Genomic DNA, 15041 nt, shown 5'->3' on the forward strand with positions numbered 1-15041 from the left:
CATCACGCACACGACGCTGCAGCTTGAGAGCAGCGAGAGCGAATGCGCCGACGAGCTAATCTGCGAAGTAAGGTCAAGCGACGCGGGCGGACATTTGGGGCATAGTCATTAAAATTTGGGCAAATATCGACTCATTTTTATAAAAGGGGCGAATTTAGATGAAAAAATATATACTAGTCGTGATTTTCGCCCTGCATTGCGCCCTTGGGGACGGTAATTATATAGGTTTTCTTATCGCGCTAAATTTCGCGTTAGCCTTGGTTTGCACCGTTTTTCCTTTTATGAAAAAGAATTATATATTTTTGCTACTGCTCGCGCTAAATTTGGCTTTGTATTTCAACGCTATCAACACTCCTTTTGAAAAGCCTGAGCTTTGGACGTATCATATACCCGCGCTCGCAAACGCGACATACGCCCTAAACGCTCTAGTTTACGCCTCGGGATTCGTAGCTTTTGCTCCACTGGCGGCGTATGTTTATTTTTTGTATTCGCTTTGCGCCGTTATTTGCGCCGTGCGCGAAAGACTTCAAAATTTACGTTAAATTTTACGAACCGAATCCGCGTCAAATTTACTCCAAATCCCCCGCCGCAAGCCGCCGCCCGTTTAACGAAAGCTAAATTTACTCTACTTTAACGAAAATTTTTATACAATCGCCCAAAATTTAACTAGGGATTTCATGAAAAACATCAGAAATTTTAGCATCATCGCTCATATCGACCACGGCAAAAGTACACTCGCAGACCGCCTGATACAGGAGTGCGGCGCCGTTAGCGACCGCGAGATGAGCTCGCAAATCATGGACACGATGGATATCGAAAAAGAGCGCGGCATCACGATCAAGGCTCAGTCCGTACGCCTAAACTATGCGCTCGGCGGCGAAAATTTCGTCCTAAATTTGATCGACACCCCGGGCCACGTGGACTTTAGCTACGAGGTGAGCCGCTCTCTGGCTAGCTGCGAGGGCGCGCTACTTGTCGTGGACGCTTCTCAGGGCGTAGAAGCTCAAACCATCGCAAACGTCTATATCGCGCTAGAAAACAACCTCGAAATCATCCCCGTTATCAATAAAATCGACCTCCCGGCAGCAGACCCCGAGCGCGTAAAAAACGAGATCGAGCACGTTATAGGGCTTGACTGTAGCGGCGCGGTCGAGGTCAGCGCAAAAACGGGCATCGGCATCAAAGAGCTGCTAGAAGCCATCATCACGCGCATCCCCTCTCCCGGCGGCGAGGCGGAAAAACCGCTAAAAACGCTCATCTACGACAGCTGGTTTGACAACTACCTAGGCGCGCTGGCGCTCGTGCGCGTCTACGACGGCGAGCTAAAGAAAAACGACGAAATCTTAGTCATGGGCACGGGCAAAAAACACATCGTGCTAGATCTCATGTATCCAAACCCCATCGCGCCGATAAAAACGGCAAATTTGGGTGCGGGTGAGGTCGGTATCGTGGTACTGGGACTAAAAAACGTGAGCGATGTTCAGGTGGGCGACACGATCACGCTGGCTCGTAATCCCGTTAAAGAGCCCGTCGGCGGCTTTGAGCGGGCTAAACCGTTCGTATTTGCGGGGCTTTACCCGATCGAAACGGATAAATTTGAAGACCTGCGCGACGCACTTGATAAACTAAAGCTAAACGACAGCTCCATTAGCTACGAGCCGGAAACCTCGGTCGCGCTTGGGTTTGGCTTTCGCGTCGGATTTTTGGGACTGCTGCATATGGAGGTTATCAAGGAGCGTTTGGAGCGCGAATTTGACCTCGATCTCATCGCCACGGCTCCGACCGTCACCTACGAAGTCGTACAAACCGACGGTCAAATTTTACGTATCCAAAACCCTAGCCAGCTCCCGCCGGTCAATAAAATCGAGCATATCAAAGAGCCCTACGTCAAAGCCACGATCATCACGCCTAGCGAGTTTTTGGGCAACATCATCACGCTGCTAAACAACCGCCGCGCCGTGCAGACCAAGATGGACTACATCACGCCCGAGCGCGTGCTGCTCGAGTACGACATCCCGATGAACGAGATCGTGATGGACTTTTACGACAAGCTAAAATCGAGCACCAAAGGCTATGCGAGCTTTGATTATGAGCCTAGCGACTACCGCGTGGGCGATCTGGTGAAGCTTGATATCAAGGTCGCGGGCGAGACCGTGGACGCGCTCTCTATCATCGTGCCCGAAAGTAAAGCCCAGTCCAAGGGGCGCGACTTCGTAAAAGCCATGAAAGAGATCGTGCCGCGCCAGCTCTTTGAGGTGGCTATTCAAGCCAGCATCGGCAACAAAATCATCGCGCGCGAAACGGTAAAATCGATGGGCAAAAACGTAACCGCCAAGTGCTACGGCGGCGACATAACGCGTAAGCGCAAGCTACTTGAGAAGCAAAAAGAGGGTAAAAAGCGCATGAAAGCTATCGGCAAGGTAAATTTGCCGCAAGAGGCATTTTTAAGCGTTTTAAAAATAGACTAGCGGCGTTTTGCGAACGTTTTTGCTGCGCTCGCAGCTGCTTTTATTATCTCGCGGTCAAATTGCAAATTTTACTGGCCGAGACCCGCACCGCGAAAATGCTAAATTTGGCTCGGTCAAATTTTACGTGAGATAAATTCGCGATATTTTAAAGCTAGAGGTAAAATTTGTCTCAAAAATAGCTCTATTAAAACAGTCGGCATCGTATAACTTTTAAAAAGATTAGTTCGCCGGCAGCCCGAACTAGCGCGTCAAAAGCTCAAATTTGAGCCTACAAAAGATAAAATTTATCCGCAAAAATCTACGAATTTAAGTTTTAGTTCGGTAAAATTAGGTAAAAATTTTATAAAGGTTAATCGTTATGAGAGGTTACAAAATCTTTTCGGGTACCGCAAATCCGGCGTTTTCAAAGAAAATTTCGCACTATTTATCGCTTCCGCTTAGCGAAGCTACGATCAAACGCTTTAGCGACGGCGAGATCAGCGTGCAGATCGGCGAGAGCGTGCGCGGCAAGGATATTTTCATCATCCAGCCTACCTGCGCGCCCGCAAACGTAAATTTGATGGAGCTTTTGATCCTAACCGACGCGCTTAAGCGCAGCTCGGCTAGCTCGATAACGGCGGTGGTGCCGTATTTCGGCTACGCGCGCCAAGACCGCAAAGCCGCTCCCCGCGTGCCTATCACGGCAAAGCTCGTGGCAAATATGATGCAAACGGCGGGCATCGACCGCGTCGTCACGATCGACCTTCATGCGGGCCAAATTCAGGGCTTTTTCGACATCCCGGTCGATAACCTCTACGGTTCGATCATCTTTAACGACCATATCAAAAACAAAAATCTCAAAAATCCTATCATCGCTAGCCCCGATATCGGCGGCGTCGCGCGCGCTAGAAGCGTCGCAAAAGCCCTAAATCTCGACATCGTCATCGTCGATAAACGCCGCGAAAAAGCCAACGAGAGCGAAGTAATGAACGTGATCGGCGACGTAGCGGGCAAGGATGTGATACTAGTCGATGATATGATCGACACGGGCGGTACGATAGTAAAGGCGGCAAAAGTCTTTAAAGAGCGCGGCGCAACCTCGGTGATGGCGTGCTGCACGCATGCGGTGCTCTCGGGCAAAGCCTACGAAAACCTAGCAGATAGCGCGCTAGACGAGTTAGTAGTGACTGACACGATACCGCTTCGCGAGGAAAACGAAAAGATAAAAGTGCTCAGCGTCGCGCCGATTTTTGGCGAGGTGATCAGACGCGTGTATCATAACGAAAGCGTAAATTCACTATTTGACTGATTGTAGGCGGCGCTTTGGTCGCTATTTTTGATTAAAATACCCCTTGGCGGCGTATGCGGTAAGCGTGCGCCGTTTTTAAATTTATACCTATCTTTAAGCGTCAAATTTAACTCTCTACTTACGACTCTCAATTTATACCCAAATTATTCACGCCGTAAAGATGCGGGTCGTACCGATCAAATTTGACTGCGTCAAATTTACTCAAAAAAGGCTGAAATTAAACGTAACTTTTCACGTTTTTTTCACGGAGTGAAAAGTGAAATAATTTATATTATTTTGGTTAATTTTGTAATCTTAAATTTAATCCCAAAAGCCCATAAAATAGGCATTTGTTGCTAAAACAGAACTTAAATTTATACAGCTTTAAATTTGGAGAAATTTTGAAATAAAACTTAATGATAAAGGCGAAATTTAAAAGTTATTCACATGCGGCACGGCGGTAAAATTTGAATCGAAATTTAAAAAGCGAGCCCGAAGCCAGGCTCGCAAAAGGCCTCAGTGTTCGCCTTTGTGCAGGAAATAAAGTCCCAAACAAAGCGCCAAAATCGAGGCCGCGAGATAGGTCATCTCAAGCGGAGTGGTGAAATTTGCGTGCAAAACGCGTTGGAAAAAGTTAACGATAAGCACCATGATGATGACTTTGCCCAGTTTGTCCTTGAGCTCGTCGAGCGAGTGCACCTCGAGGACTTTGCTCTGCTTGGACTTCTTAAGCTCCTCGATCTCGGAGATAAACAGTTCGTAAATGCCGAAGCTAAAGATGTAAAGCACGAGTGCCATGAGATAAAGGTCGATCGCTCCAACGATCTCGCCGACGACTTCGGAGTGGAAGTTCTCCGGGTGAAAATCGCCGAAAAAGTAGTGATAAACGGCGACGAATACCTTGCCCACGTCGTAGCTAGCGATGACGAAAAGCACGATAGCGCCAAGCAAGCCAAAGACCACGGGAAGCAGCGTGAAGTTGTTGCTAAAGAGCAGGATTTTTTCAAAAGCTTTACGCATTAATTTCCTTTGTTTAAAAATAAAACGCGTATTTTATAATATTTTCCTTAAAGCTAGTACGTTGAGCAAGCACTAGTCTGGCGGGAATTTGAGTCGATGTGTGAGGCTTGGGTTGTTTATCGGGCGGGGTTAAATTTGAGTTTCGCGCGGTTTATAATGCCCTTTTAGACGAGCCGCGGCCGATTGACGGGCGAGTCAAATTTGAGTTTATTAAATTTGATTGCGTAAATTTGACGGTACTGTTTGCTTGCGGCGATTTGCGCCGTAAAGATGCTGGTAAATTTAAGCGTCAAATTTAAAAAGCTAGTAGAAAATTCGTATCGGAAAAACTCGATTTTATATTTTAAGATAATCAAATTTTAGCCGAATTTACGCCAAGAACTAAAGCGCAAATTCGGCAAATTTAAATAAAATGCGGGCGATTATTCCTGCATTTCTATCCATTTTTGCGCGATTCTTACGGCATTAGTCGCCGCTCCCACGCGGATCTGATCGGCGCTACACCACAGATGAAGGACATTTTTGCGGTAGTTATCCGCGCGGATGCGTCCGACGTAGGTCTCGTTGGTGTCGCTTGAGATGCTTGGCATCGGATACTTTTTCGCGGCGGGCTCGTCCACGACCACGATACTAGGCGCCTTGCGTAGGACTTCGCGAGCGGCTACGGCGTCTACGTCTCTGTCAAAATGAATCGTAATCGCCTCGGAGTGGCTGCGAAGCACCGGCACGCGCACGCAGGTCGCGCTCACTTCCATATTTTTGTGGAGGATTTTTTGGGTCTCGTTGACCATTTTCATCTCCTCTTTCGTGTAGTCGTTGTCCAAAAATACGTCGATGTGCGGGATGACGTTAAACGCTAGCTGGTGCGCGAAGACTTTCGGCTTGCACTCATCAAGCTTAAACTCGAAAAACTTTTGCAGCTGCGTAACTAACTCCTCCATGCCCTCTTTGCCCGCGCCAGAAGCCGCCTGATAGGTCGCTACGTCCACGCGGTTGATGCCGTACGCGTCGTCTAGCGGTTTTAAAATTTGCACCATTTGGATGGTTGAGCAGTTTGGATTGGCGATGATGCCGCGGTTTTTCCACTGCGCGATGTCCTGCGGGTTGCACTCGGGCACGACCAATGGCACGTCCGCATCCATCCTAAAGTGGCTGGTGTTATCGATCACGACGGCGCCGCTGGCGGCTGCAAATTTGGCGTATTTTTCGGATACCGATCCGCCCGCGCTAAAAAACGCTATGTCGATCTCGCGCTCGTCAAAAACGGTCTCGGTAAGCTCTACGACTTTGTAGTTTTTGCCCTTAAACTCTATCTCGCTACCCGCGCTTTTCGCGCTTGCTAACGGTAGTAGCTCGCCCACCGGGAAATCCACCTCCTCCATAACGCGGAAAAGCTCCTCTCCGACTGCGCCCGTCGCGCCCACGACGGCAACGTTAAATTTTCTCATTTTAGACTCCTTTGTTTTTACTTCTTTTTACATCTCGGTCGGCAAAGACCTTGCGGCAAGCCCCTTTGGCTTAACCCGGCACCAAAGACTCGTCAGGCTTTGCAGACTAAATTTTGTTTGCTTCTTAGACGGCGAGCCGTCTTACGGCTAGTCTCGTCGGTTGCGTCACGCGTTTAAGACCAAACCTGTTTTGCGGGCTAAATTTGGGTTTTGGCACAAAAGCTAATCGCGACCGCTCTTACCCATCAAATTTAACTCAAATTTGCGATTGAATTTTACTTCTCGCCGGCTCAAATTTGCCGCTCAAATTTACTAAAACCGCACAGTGTTTTCGGCGTCGCCGTCTCGGCCCGGCTAAATTAAAATCTAAGCTAAAATCTTGCTTATTTTACTCGCGTGAAGCTTAAATTTAAGCTACTTTCTACTGCGAGCCTGCAAAAAAAGATCGCCCGGTTGTATCTCCTCGCTTTCGCTTAGGATCGCTGCTCGCTGCACGACGGAGATTAGCTCGCGGATATTGCCCGGAAAATCGTATTTTTGGAGCTCTTTAACGGCAGCCTCGGAAAAGTGTTTCGCCCCAAGGCCGAATTCGCCGCAGCTTTGCTCTAAAAAACGCTCCGCGATAGGCAAGATCTCCTCTTTACGTTCTCTTAGCGGCGGGATGGCGACCGGAACGGTGTTTAGACGGTAAAACAGGTCCTCTCTAAATTTACCGCTTTGTATGAGTTCGGGCAGGTCGGCATTGGTCGCTGAAACGATACGGACGTCTATTTTGATGCTTTTTGTCGCGCCAAGGCGCGTGATCTCGCGCTCCTGGATCGCGCGCAGGAGCTTTGGCTGCAAATTTATAGGCATCTCGCCGATCTCGTCTAGAAATAACGTGCCGCCGTCGGCTAGCTCAAACTGCCCCTTTTTCATCGCCGAAGCGTCGGTAAATGCGCCCTTTTCAAAGCCGAAAAGCTCGCTTTCTATCAAATTTTCTGGGATCGCGGCCATGTTTATCGCGATAAATGGGCCGTCCTTGCGCGGCGAGTTTTTGTGGATAAATTTGGCAAAAAGCTCCTTGCCTACGCCGCTTTCGCCCATCAGCATCACCGAAGCGTCCGTTTTTGCGACGCGCTTGCTTAAATTTAGGGCGTACTCAAGCGCGGGCGAGCTAGCGACGAAATCGGTCGAATCAGCCTGTAAATTTGACCCGCTTTGCGCGGCTTTTAGGCTCGCAGCAGGTAGTTTACGGCGTAAAATTTCTACCCTTTTTATCGCCTCATACAGCGTTTGCGCGTCAAACGGCTTTGTTAGAAAATCCTTGACGCCAAGGCGCACGCTCTCGATGGCTTTGTTTAGCGTCGCGTTTCCAGTCATTATGATGACGTCAAATTTGCCCTCCAGGCGCTTGATGAACTCCAGCCCGTCCATCTGAGGCATGTTGATGTCGGTGATGATGAGATCGACGTCCTCGCCCATTTTTTTAAGCGCCTCGACCGCGCTTTTATAGCTTTTGATTTTTAGATCGTCGTATTCGCCAAGCGCGATCTCTAGGGACTTGCGCATATTTATGTCGTCTTCTACTATTACGATATTCATCTTTTACTCTTTGTTTTTAAATACGCTTATGATAGCCGAAGAGGGCTTAAATTTCACCGTAAAACGCACGGGAAACAGCGTGAGGTCGGTTGCGGAGTTCATATTTTTGTTGCGTTGAATGAAGCGGTCTTCGACCTTAAATTTGTATGGCAAAAAGCACTCGAAAAGCTCGTTTTTATGTAAATTTAAAAACTCTAGCGAGCTTTGGGCGGGCTGCTTTGGGGCGTCTATTTCGCATAGATACTCGTACTCTAGCTCGCTTAGAACCATTGCTTTTGAAAGTGCGATATCGTCGTAAACGACGGCGTGATTTTTAGTGGAGATTTTGGCCCAGAGGATAAACTCCTCCGAGCCGTAAAGAAGCGCCGCAGCGGCAATCAGTAAGCAAAAATTTCTTGCCACTTGCTTTGGTCTATTTTCATTTCCATTCTGACGCGGTAGAGCCCGTCTTTAAAGTCGTGCTCGACGATGGAAGCGTTTTTGATAAGGCCTGCTACTTGAGCCGTGATGGTCGAGTCTCTAAGCATCGCGTCTCTAACCGTATCTTTGGAGTTTATCTTGACTCCGTATAGTTTCTCGGCTAGCTGTCTGTGCGCATCGGCGATGGCCGCGCGTTTAGCTAGAGCTAAAGACTGGGCATGAGAGACGGTATTGGTCGGAGCGATGCCCTCACCCACGGCGCCAAATACCGCATCGGCCGGTTCGATATCGTATATCATCTTTTCTTGTTTCATCACGCTTCTGATGTCCTCTTTATCGACCTTTTGGATGACGATGTCTTGCTTTGCCGATGTTGCGTCGTCGGAGGCAAAAGGGTTGTTAAAAGAGCAACCGCTCGTCAAAAATACTACTGCGCCTAAAACCGCGAATGTAATTTTTTTCATTCTTGAACCTTTAAATTTAGTTGTTTTTTTGTTTGCAAATTTACTAGCAAATTGTATTCCAAAAACACTAAATTCATTCTAAATTTTCTAGCGTCTCTTCGCCGCTCTCATCCTCGCCATCATCGGCTTTAGGACACTTGGCGATACTGACTACGTCGTCGCCGTCCACGTTTACTACGATGACGCCGCTGGTGTTTCGGCCCGCTTTGCGGATACTTTGCATATCGACGCGTATCATCTTGCCGCTTGAGGTTAGGGCCATCAGATCTTGTTCATCATCGACCATTACGACGCCGATTAGATCGCCGGTACGATTCGTTAGCTTCATGCAGATTACGCCCTTGCCGCCGCGATTTGTTAGGCGGTATTCGTCTGCGGTGGTGCGTTTGCCGATACCTTTTTGAGATATGCTTAGCACTTCTTGTTCGTTGCTTTCGATGACGGCTGCGCCTACGACCTCATCGCCGGCTTCTTTAAATTTAATACCCGTCACGCCGCGAGCCGTTCTACCCATCTGGCGGACTTTGCTGAGTTTAAATTTGAGGCACATTCCCTTTTTGGTCACGATAAATAGCATCTTTTCGCTATCGTCGCTTCCTTCGGCCGCGTTTTCGTCGTTTTCTTCGCTATTTTCCTCGTCGATCTGAGCTTCTATCGCCTCTATCTCGTTTATCTCGGTCTCTACGCCAAGCTCGTCGATTATATTTATCGGCTCTTCTTCGCCTTCTACGATGAGAGCCGTTACTAGCTCGTCGTTCTCGTCTAGGTTGATGGCGCGCACGCCGATAGAGCGGATGTTTTTAAATTCGCTCAAATTCGTGCGTTTTACTATGCCGTTTTTGGTGAAAAACGCGAGCGATTTGCTTTCGGCAAAATCAGTCGTCGGAATGATCGCCTTGATCTTTTCGTCGGGCTGTAGCTGGATGAGATTTACTACCGCTTTGCCCTTTGCCGTGCGGCTTCCTTCAGGGATCTTATAGACTTTGAGCCAGTAGAGCTGTCCGCGGTCAGTCACGAACATCAGCGTATCGTGAGTGTTGCTCGTAAAGAAGCTCTCGATGAAGTCGTCGTCGTACGTAGTTACCGCAACCTTGCCCTTGCCGCCGCGTTTTTGCTTCTCGTACTGCTTGCTCGGCACGCGCTTGATGTAACCTCGGTGCGTGATGGTTACGACCATGTTTTCGTTAGGGATGAGATCTTCGATGTCGATGTCGTCGTAATCATCCACGATCTCGGTAATGCGCGGCACTTTAAATTTATTTTTTATCTCAAGCAGCTCGTCTTTGATTAGTTTTTCTAGCAAGGTTTCGCTCTTTAAAATTTCATCAAGGCGCGCGATCTCGGCCATCAGCTCGGCTAGTTCGGCCTCTAACTTCTCGCGCTCAAGACCAGTTAGCTTGCTTAGTCTCATATCTAGGATCGCGTTTGCTTGTAACTCGCTAAGGCCGAATTTCGCTACTAATCCCTCGCGAGCGCTCGGCGTGTCGGCGCTATTTTTGATGAGCTCGATCACCTCGTCGATATTATCTAGCGCGATCTTTAAGCCCTCTAAAATATGCGCTCTAGCTCTAGCTTTTTCCAGGTCGAATATCGTGCGGCGGATAATGACGGTTTTTCTGTGATTTAAAAATAGCTTCAAAAGCTCGATTAGGTTAAATACCTTCGGCTCTTTGTTGTTTATCGCGAGCATTATGACGCCAAAGGTGCTCTCCATCGTCGTGGATTTAAAGAGATTATTTAGCACGATGTCGCTCATAGCGTCGCGTTTTAGCTCGATGACGACGCGGATGCCGTCTTTATCGGACTCGTCGCGCACTTCGCTGATGCCTTCGATCTGTTTTTCTTTAACCAGCTCGGCGATCTGCTCGATGAGGCGGGCTTTGTTCGTCTGATACGGCAGCTCGTCTACGACGATGACGTCTTTGTTCGGTTTTTTTTCGATGTGGGTTTTAGCGCGTAGTTTTACTCGGCCGCGTCCCGTGCGGTAGGCCTCGATGATGCCTTTTTTGCCAAATATTATCCCGCCCGTCGGAAAATCCGGCCCTTTTATGTACTGCATCACCTCTTCTAGCGTCGCATTTTTATTTTCAAGCACGAGCAAAAGTCCGTCGATGAGCTCATCAAGGCTGTGCGGCGGGATATTCGTCGCCATACCGACGGCGATACCGCTAGAGCCGTTTAGCAGCAAATTTGGCACGCGGCTAGGCAGGACGTCTGGCTCAGTCTCTCTATCGTCGTAGTTTGGGATAAAATCAACCGTGTCTTTTTCGATATCGCGCAAGATTTCTTCGGTGAGATTCGTCATCCTAGCTTCGGTATAACGCTCCGCTGCAGCGCCGTCGCCGTCGATGGAGCCGAAGTTTCCTTGACCGTCGACAGTCGGATAGCGCATGGAAAATTTCTGCGCCATACGCACGAGCGCGTCGTAGATGGCTAGATTGCCGTGCGGGTGATATTTACCCATAGTCTCGCCAACAATACGAGCGGACTTCATATACGGGCTACGACTGCCGACTCCGAGGTTGTTCATCGCGTATAGGATGCGTCTATGAACGGGCTTTAGGCCGTCTCTGACATCGGGCAGGGCGCGACCGACTATGACGCTCATCGAGTAGTCGAGGTAACTCGTTTTTATCGACTCTTCGATATCGACGGCTTGGATGTCTTGATTTTGATTGAGTAGATTTTCTTCCATTTTTATCCTTAAAATTTACTTGCCGATTTTAGCTTAAATTTGATTAAAATTTAATTTAATACCTCGCATCTGCAAGCGTCAGCGCGAAAAGTACCTCGCAGCCGGCTTTTTGCAGCGTCTGTCTGGCTTCGTCTATCGTCGTGCCCGTCGTCACGATATCGTCTATCAAGATAACGGGGAATTTAGGCGTTTTTAAGAGCTTAAAATTTCGCGGATTTTTCAGGCGAAAGGCTAGGTCTTTGCCGTAATAGCTGACGTTTGAATCCGCGTGCAAGCAGGCGTAAAGCGGACGGATTTCCGCGCTTTTTAACGCGCGAGCTAGGATCGCCGTATGCGAGTAGCCGCTAGTTGTTTTGTCGTCGATAGGTACGGCATTTACCAGCGAGCCGAAGCTAAATTTTCGCGCAAAAATCTTAAAACTCAAATTTGCAAGCGCGCCGTAAACGAAAGAGCCGTGAAATAGGTGCTTTGAGTGGAGTAAATTTTTAACTTCGGAGTAGTCAAAAAAGCTATAAATTTTAAAATCGCCGTCCAAAACGCGCGTCCTTGCGGGCGAGGCGAGCAGGTGATCTTTGCAAATTTTACAGATCACGCCCAGACTCAGATGCCCGCAGTTAGCGCATCTCATTAGCTTTTTAGGATCTGGATCGCCGCGCGTTTTACGATGTCTTGGAGTAGCTCGTCAAAAAAGCTCTTAAACGCGCCGCTCGTGTGGATCGGGGCAAATTTAGTCTGCTCCTGCGAGACGTTTTTGGTGATGGTTTGATCGCCTCTGTGCACCGTTATTGTGAGCTTTGCCGAGCCTTTTAGGTTGTCGGTGGAGTAGCCGCTTAGATTTGCTTTAAGCTCGACGATCCTCACGTCCACGACGATATCGCCAAAGTCGCTCAAATTTGCTCCCAAGCGCTTTAGCTCGGTGCTAAGGCCGTCTTGTAGCCAGCTCTCGATGCTGTTTTGTAGCGTGACGTACTCCTTGACGTTGCCGTTGCTGCCGGTGATCGTGGCGACGATGCTTTTGTTTGCGCGGGCGTCCTCGATGCTATTTATACGGATATTTTTTTGGTAGCCCATCTGGTTTGAGGTTGATTGATACGGGGTTAAATTTAACACCGAGCTGCGCTGCGAACATCCGCTCATAATCGCAGCAAAAAGCGCGGCGACAAGGGCGTAAAAAGCTAATTTTTTCATATTTTTCCTTTATAGTTTTGATATCTCTTCGGCGGCTTTGTTGGCGGCTTGTTTAACGAGAAGGTAGACGTAGAGGTTAAAATCCTCGGTGTCCTCGACCTCAAGTTTGCGCACGTCTTGTCTGGTGGAGATATTTAGCACGCGGGTTTTGTTTATGTTTTTGACGCCCAGTTTGCCCTTCATTGCCGCGCTTAGATACTGCGACGGCTCGCTATAAGATGCTGCGTAGTCGGTAAAGGCAAAATCCACGCGGTACGTGTATGGCGATGTTTGGCTATCCACGACCATGATGCCGCGATTTAGCAGCTCGTCTTGTAAGAAAAGATGAAAAAGCCTCTCAAGACGCTCTTTTGGATAGAGCATTTTCGCGCCGTTTTTGGATATAAATTTTATGCCGCTATCCGCTGCTCTTTCGTCGGCTATTTTGTGGATATAGACTTTTTTGATGGCCGCGTTCGTGTCGATCCTGCTTTGAGCGATGCAGCATTTTATCGCCACGTCGCTGGTGTAGTCCGTGCCGTTTATCTTGATATCCTGACCGCCGCTAGCGCACGAGGAGCAGTCTGCTTTGATACGCATCACCTCTTTGTAGCCTTTTGCGTTGCCTTCGCTAGTTTGAGCGACCTGTGGCGAGCTCTCGAAAAGCCCGAAACATCCCGTAAAAAGGAACGCCGCAAATAAAAGTATAAAATTTTTCATAAAAAATCCTTTCGTAAATTTTACATCGTGCAAGCAAAATTCTATCCAAATTTGAGATGAATTTCCAAATTTGCGTAAAATTTGGAGGAAATTGGAAATTTGTGTAAATTTTATTAAATTTGATTTTTGAAATTTTAAAAGCGGAGATAGCGCTAAATTTAGTATTTTCAAGGCGCGGGTCTGGATGCGTCAAATTTGCAAATTTAGGCCCAAAAAACCTTTGTAACAAACAAGGCGAACAAACAAGAGCGCGGATAAAATAAACACCCGCAACCATACAAATTTAATCCGCCACGCCCATCATCACGCTTGAGTATTCGCCCTGCTTGACGTCCGTTTTTTCAGGCTTTTTGACAGTCATCCTATCCTCGGCCAGTCCCGCCTGCGCTAGGGCTGCCTTGATAGCCTGAGCTCTTGCGTTAGCAAGTTCCAGCAGCTGCTCTTTTTTCACCTCGATGTCTTTTAATGCGGCCTCTCTCAGCACCTTTTCGTCGGTACTTTTTTCTTTTGGAGCTAGCGATGCGAGCGCTCCTGCGTAGTCCTTGCCCGTTTGCGCCATCGTTTGACTGATTTTTTCGTTTAGTTTCGCGTTTTTTAGCGCCGTTACGTCCACATCCGAATAGGCCGGAGTGATGCTTAGCTTCATCTTAGGTTTTGCCGTCGTTAGCTTGATAAAGTCGGCTATCTTAGCCTGCTCGGATACGATGAGTTCGGCATTTGCAGGCATAAAGTCGATAGTGTTTAGATCCTGGCTGCTTAGCCCTAGCATATTACCCAAAAATCTAAACGGGGCCAGCGTGATGTCTGCAAACAGCTTCTTTACAGCTTCCCAGACGATGCCGCCGTATTTAAAATCAGGGTCATTTAGGTCGCCCTCCACGGGTAGGTCAATGTTTATCTGGTTGTTTTGATCGCTCAAGATCGAGATAGCAAGCGATAGAGGCAAATTTACCGCATCTTTTGACTCGACCTTTTCGCCAAGCGTTAGCGTGTCTAGATTTACGACATTGCTACCGTTTAGCTTAGAGTCCTTAACATCGTAGTTTAGAGTCAAATTTAGCTTGCCTTTTTCTATCTTGTAGCCCAAAAACTGCCCGCTATAAGGCGTCACGTCGACTAGATCGATATCTTTAAAGCTAAATTTGACCTCCGTGCTCTTTTTCGGGTCGTACGGCAGTAGCTTGAGCCCGATCTTGCTAAAGCCGCTCTTGCCGACCACGCCCTCAAACGTACCCATCGTCGGGCGAGTACTGTCGATATCCATCAGCACGCCTTCTAGCTTGGTGATCTTAGTCGCAAACGGCATAAATAGCGACGCGTCGGAGAAGTCTACGTCGCCGTTTTCTACGAGGATGTTTTTGATAGCGAAGTCAAACTCGCCCTCTTTTTTCTGCTGTTTTGCGGCCTCTACGGCCTTTTCGTTTTTAGAAGCGGTTTGTTTTGCGTCCGCTTTTTGAGCGTTTTCGCTCTCGCTCTTTTTCACGAGGCGACTTAGGTTAAATTCGCGCTCTTTATTTAGATGCGTCTTTAAAAACGGCGCGCTAAGAGTCACGCGCTCTAAATTTAAGAAATTTTTTGCAAACGAAATTTTAGATAGTTTGAGGTTTTTAAAGGCAAAAACCTTATCGCCAGAGCCGTCCGCAAGCTCGATATTTGCGATGTTTGCCTTACCGCTTACGGAGGCGTCCGCGGCGTATTTTACGTTTAGCTCGGCGTTTAGCTCGCCGCTTTTTAAGCTCGCGTCCAGATAGTTTTTAGCGTAGACGAAGTAGCGAGGCAGATTTGCGT

At 48.1% G+C, this 15041-nt stretch carries 13 protein-coding genes; 3 read left to right on the forward strand and 10 right to left on the reverse strand.

What is annotated here, in order from left to right:
• Nucleotides 1–158: 158 nt before the first annotated feature.
• From Q0314_RS03905 to Q0314_RS03915, 3 genes are all read left to right on the forward strand, one after another.
• Nucleotides 159–542 (forward strand): transporter, encoded by a 384-nt coding sequence (locus Q0314_RS03905; protein WP_298056716.1) that lies wholly within the window; start codon nucleotides 159–161, stop codon nucleotides 540–542.
• A gap of 135 nt (nucleotides 543–677) precedes the next feature.
• Nucleotides 678–2468 (forward strand): translation elongation factor 4, encoded by a 1791-nt coding sequence (gene lepA, locus Q0314_RS03910; protein WP_298056719.1) that lies wholly within the window; start codon nucleotides 678–680, stop codon nucleotides 2466–2468.
• Nucleotides 2469–2826: 358 nt separating this feature from the next.
• The gene (locus Q0314_RS03915; protein WP_004321147.1) at nucleotides 2827–3756 is read left to right on the forward strand and encodes a ribose-phosphate pyrophosphokinase; all 930 of its coding nucleotides are present in this window, start codon (nucleotides 2827–2829) and stop codon (nucleotides 3754–3756) included.
• A 495-nt stretch (nucleotides 3757–4251) separates the two neighbouring features.
• On the opposite strand, the gene Q0314_RS03920 is transcribed toward Q0314_RS03915, so the two are convergent.
• The 10 genes from Q0314_RS03920 to Q0314_RS03965 all read right to left on the reverse strand — a co-directional run.
• Nucleotides 4252–4755: a YqhA family protein gene (locus Q0314_RS03920; RefSeq protein ID WP_298056722.1), complete on the reverse strand. Its 504-nt coding sequence runs from the start codon at nucleotides 4753–4755 to the stop codon at nucleotides 4252–4254.
• 422 nt (nucleotides 4756–5177) lie between these two features.
• On the reverse strand, nucleotides 5178–6203 hold the full coding sequence (locus tag Q0314_RS03925; RefSeq protein WP_298056724.1) for an aspartate-semialdehyde dehydrogenase: 1026 nt from the start codon (nucleotides 6201–6203) through the stop codon (nucleotides 5178–5180).
• 414 nt (nucleotides 6204–6617) lie between these two features.
• Entirely contained in the window at nucleotides 6618–7787 is a 1170-nt protein-coding gene (locus tag Q0314_RS03930; RefSeq protein WP_298056726.1) for a sigma-54 dependent transcriptional regulator, read from the reverse strand.
• Nucleotides 7788–7790: 3 nt separating this feature from the next.
• The gene (locus tag Q0314_RS03935) at nucleotides 7791–8189 is read right to left on the reverse strand and encodes a hypothetical protein (protein ID WP_298056728.1); all 399 of its coding nucleotides are present in this window, start codon (nucleotides 8187–8189) and stop codon (nucleotides 7791–7793) included.
• Complete coding sequence (locus Q0314_RS03940) at nucleotides 8165–8671, reverse strand: LPP20 family lipoprotein (RefSeq protein ID WP_004321130.1); 507 nt, start codon at nucleotides 8669–8671, stop codon at nucleotides 8165–8167. The genes Q0314_RS03935 and Q0314_RS03940 overlap by 25 nt, the downstream gene beginning before the upstream one ends.
• A 73-nt stretch (nucleotides 8672–8744) precedes the next feature.
• Nucleotides 8745–11366 carry a DNA gyrase subunit A gene (gene gyrA, locus Q0314_RS03945; RefSeq protein ID WP_298056731.1) on the reverse strand — a complete coding sequence of 874 codons (2622 nt, stop codon included), beginning with the start codon at nucleotides 11364–11366 and terminating at the stop codon, nucleotides 8745–8747.
• Nucleotides 11367–11421: 55 nt separating this feature from the next.
• Entirely contained in the window at nucleotides 11422–11994 is a 573-nt protein-coding gene (locus tag Q0314_RS03950) for a ComF family protein (RefSeq protein WP_297937561.1), read from the reverse strand.
• Complete coding sequence (locus Q0314_RS03955) at nucleotides 11994–12554, reverse strand: YajG family lipoprotein (RefSeq protein WP_298056733.1); 561 nt, start codon at nucleotides 12552–12554, stop codon at nucleotides 11994–11996. The genes Q0314_RS03950 and Q0314_RS03955 overlap by 1 nt, the downstream gene beginning before the upstream one ends.
• A gap of 9 nt (nucleotides 12555–12563) precedes the next feature.
• The gene (locus Q0314_RS03960; RefSeq protein ID WP_298056736.1) at nucleotides 12564–13253 is read right to left on the reverse strand and encodes a hypothetical protein; all 690 of its coding nucleotides are present in this window, start codon (nucleotides 13251–13253) and stop codon (nucleotides 12564–12566) included.
• A gap of 283 nt (nucleotides 13254–13536) precedes the next feature.
• The coding region (locus tag Q0314_RS03965) for a DUF748 domain-containing protein (RefSeq protein ID WP_298056738.1) at nucleotides 13537–15041 on the reverse strand (1505 nt) is incomplete at its 5' end.

It is taken from the genome of uncultured Campylobacter sp., assembly GCF_938040115.1.
In the GTDB taxonomy this organism is placed as follows: Bacteria; Campylobacterota; Campylobacteria; order Campylobacterales; family Campylobacteraceae; genus Campylobacter_A.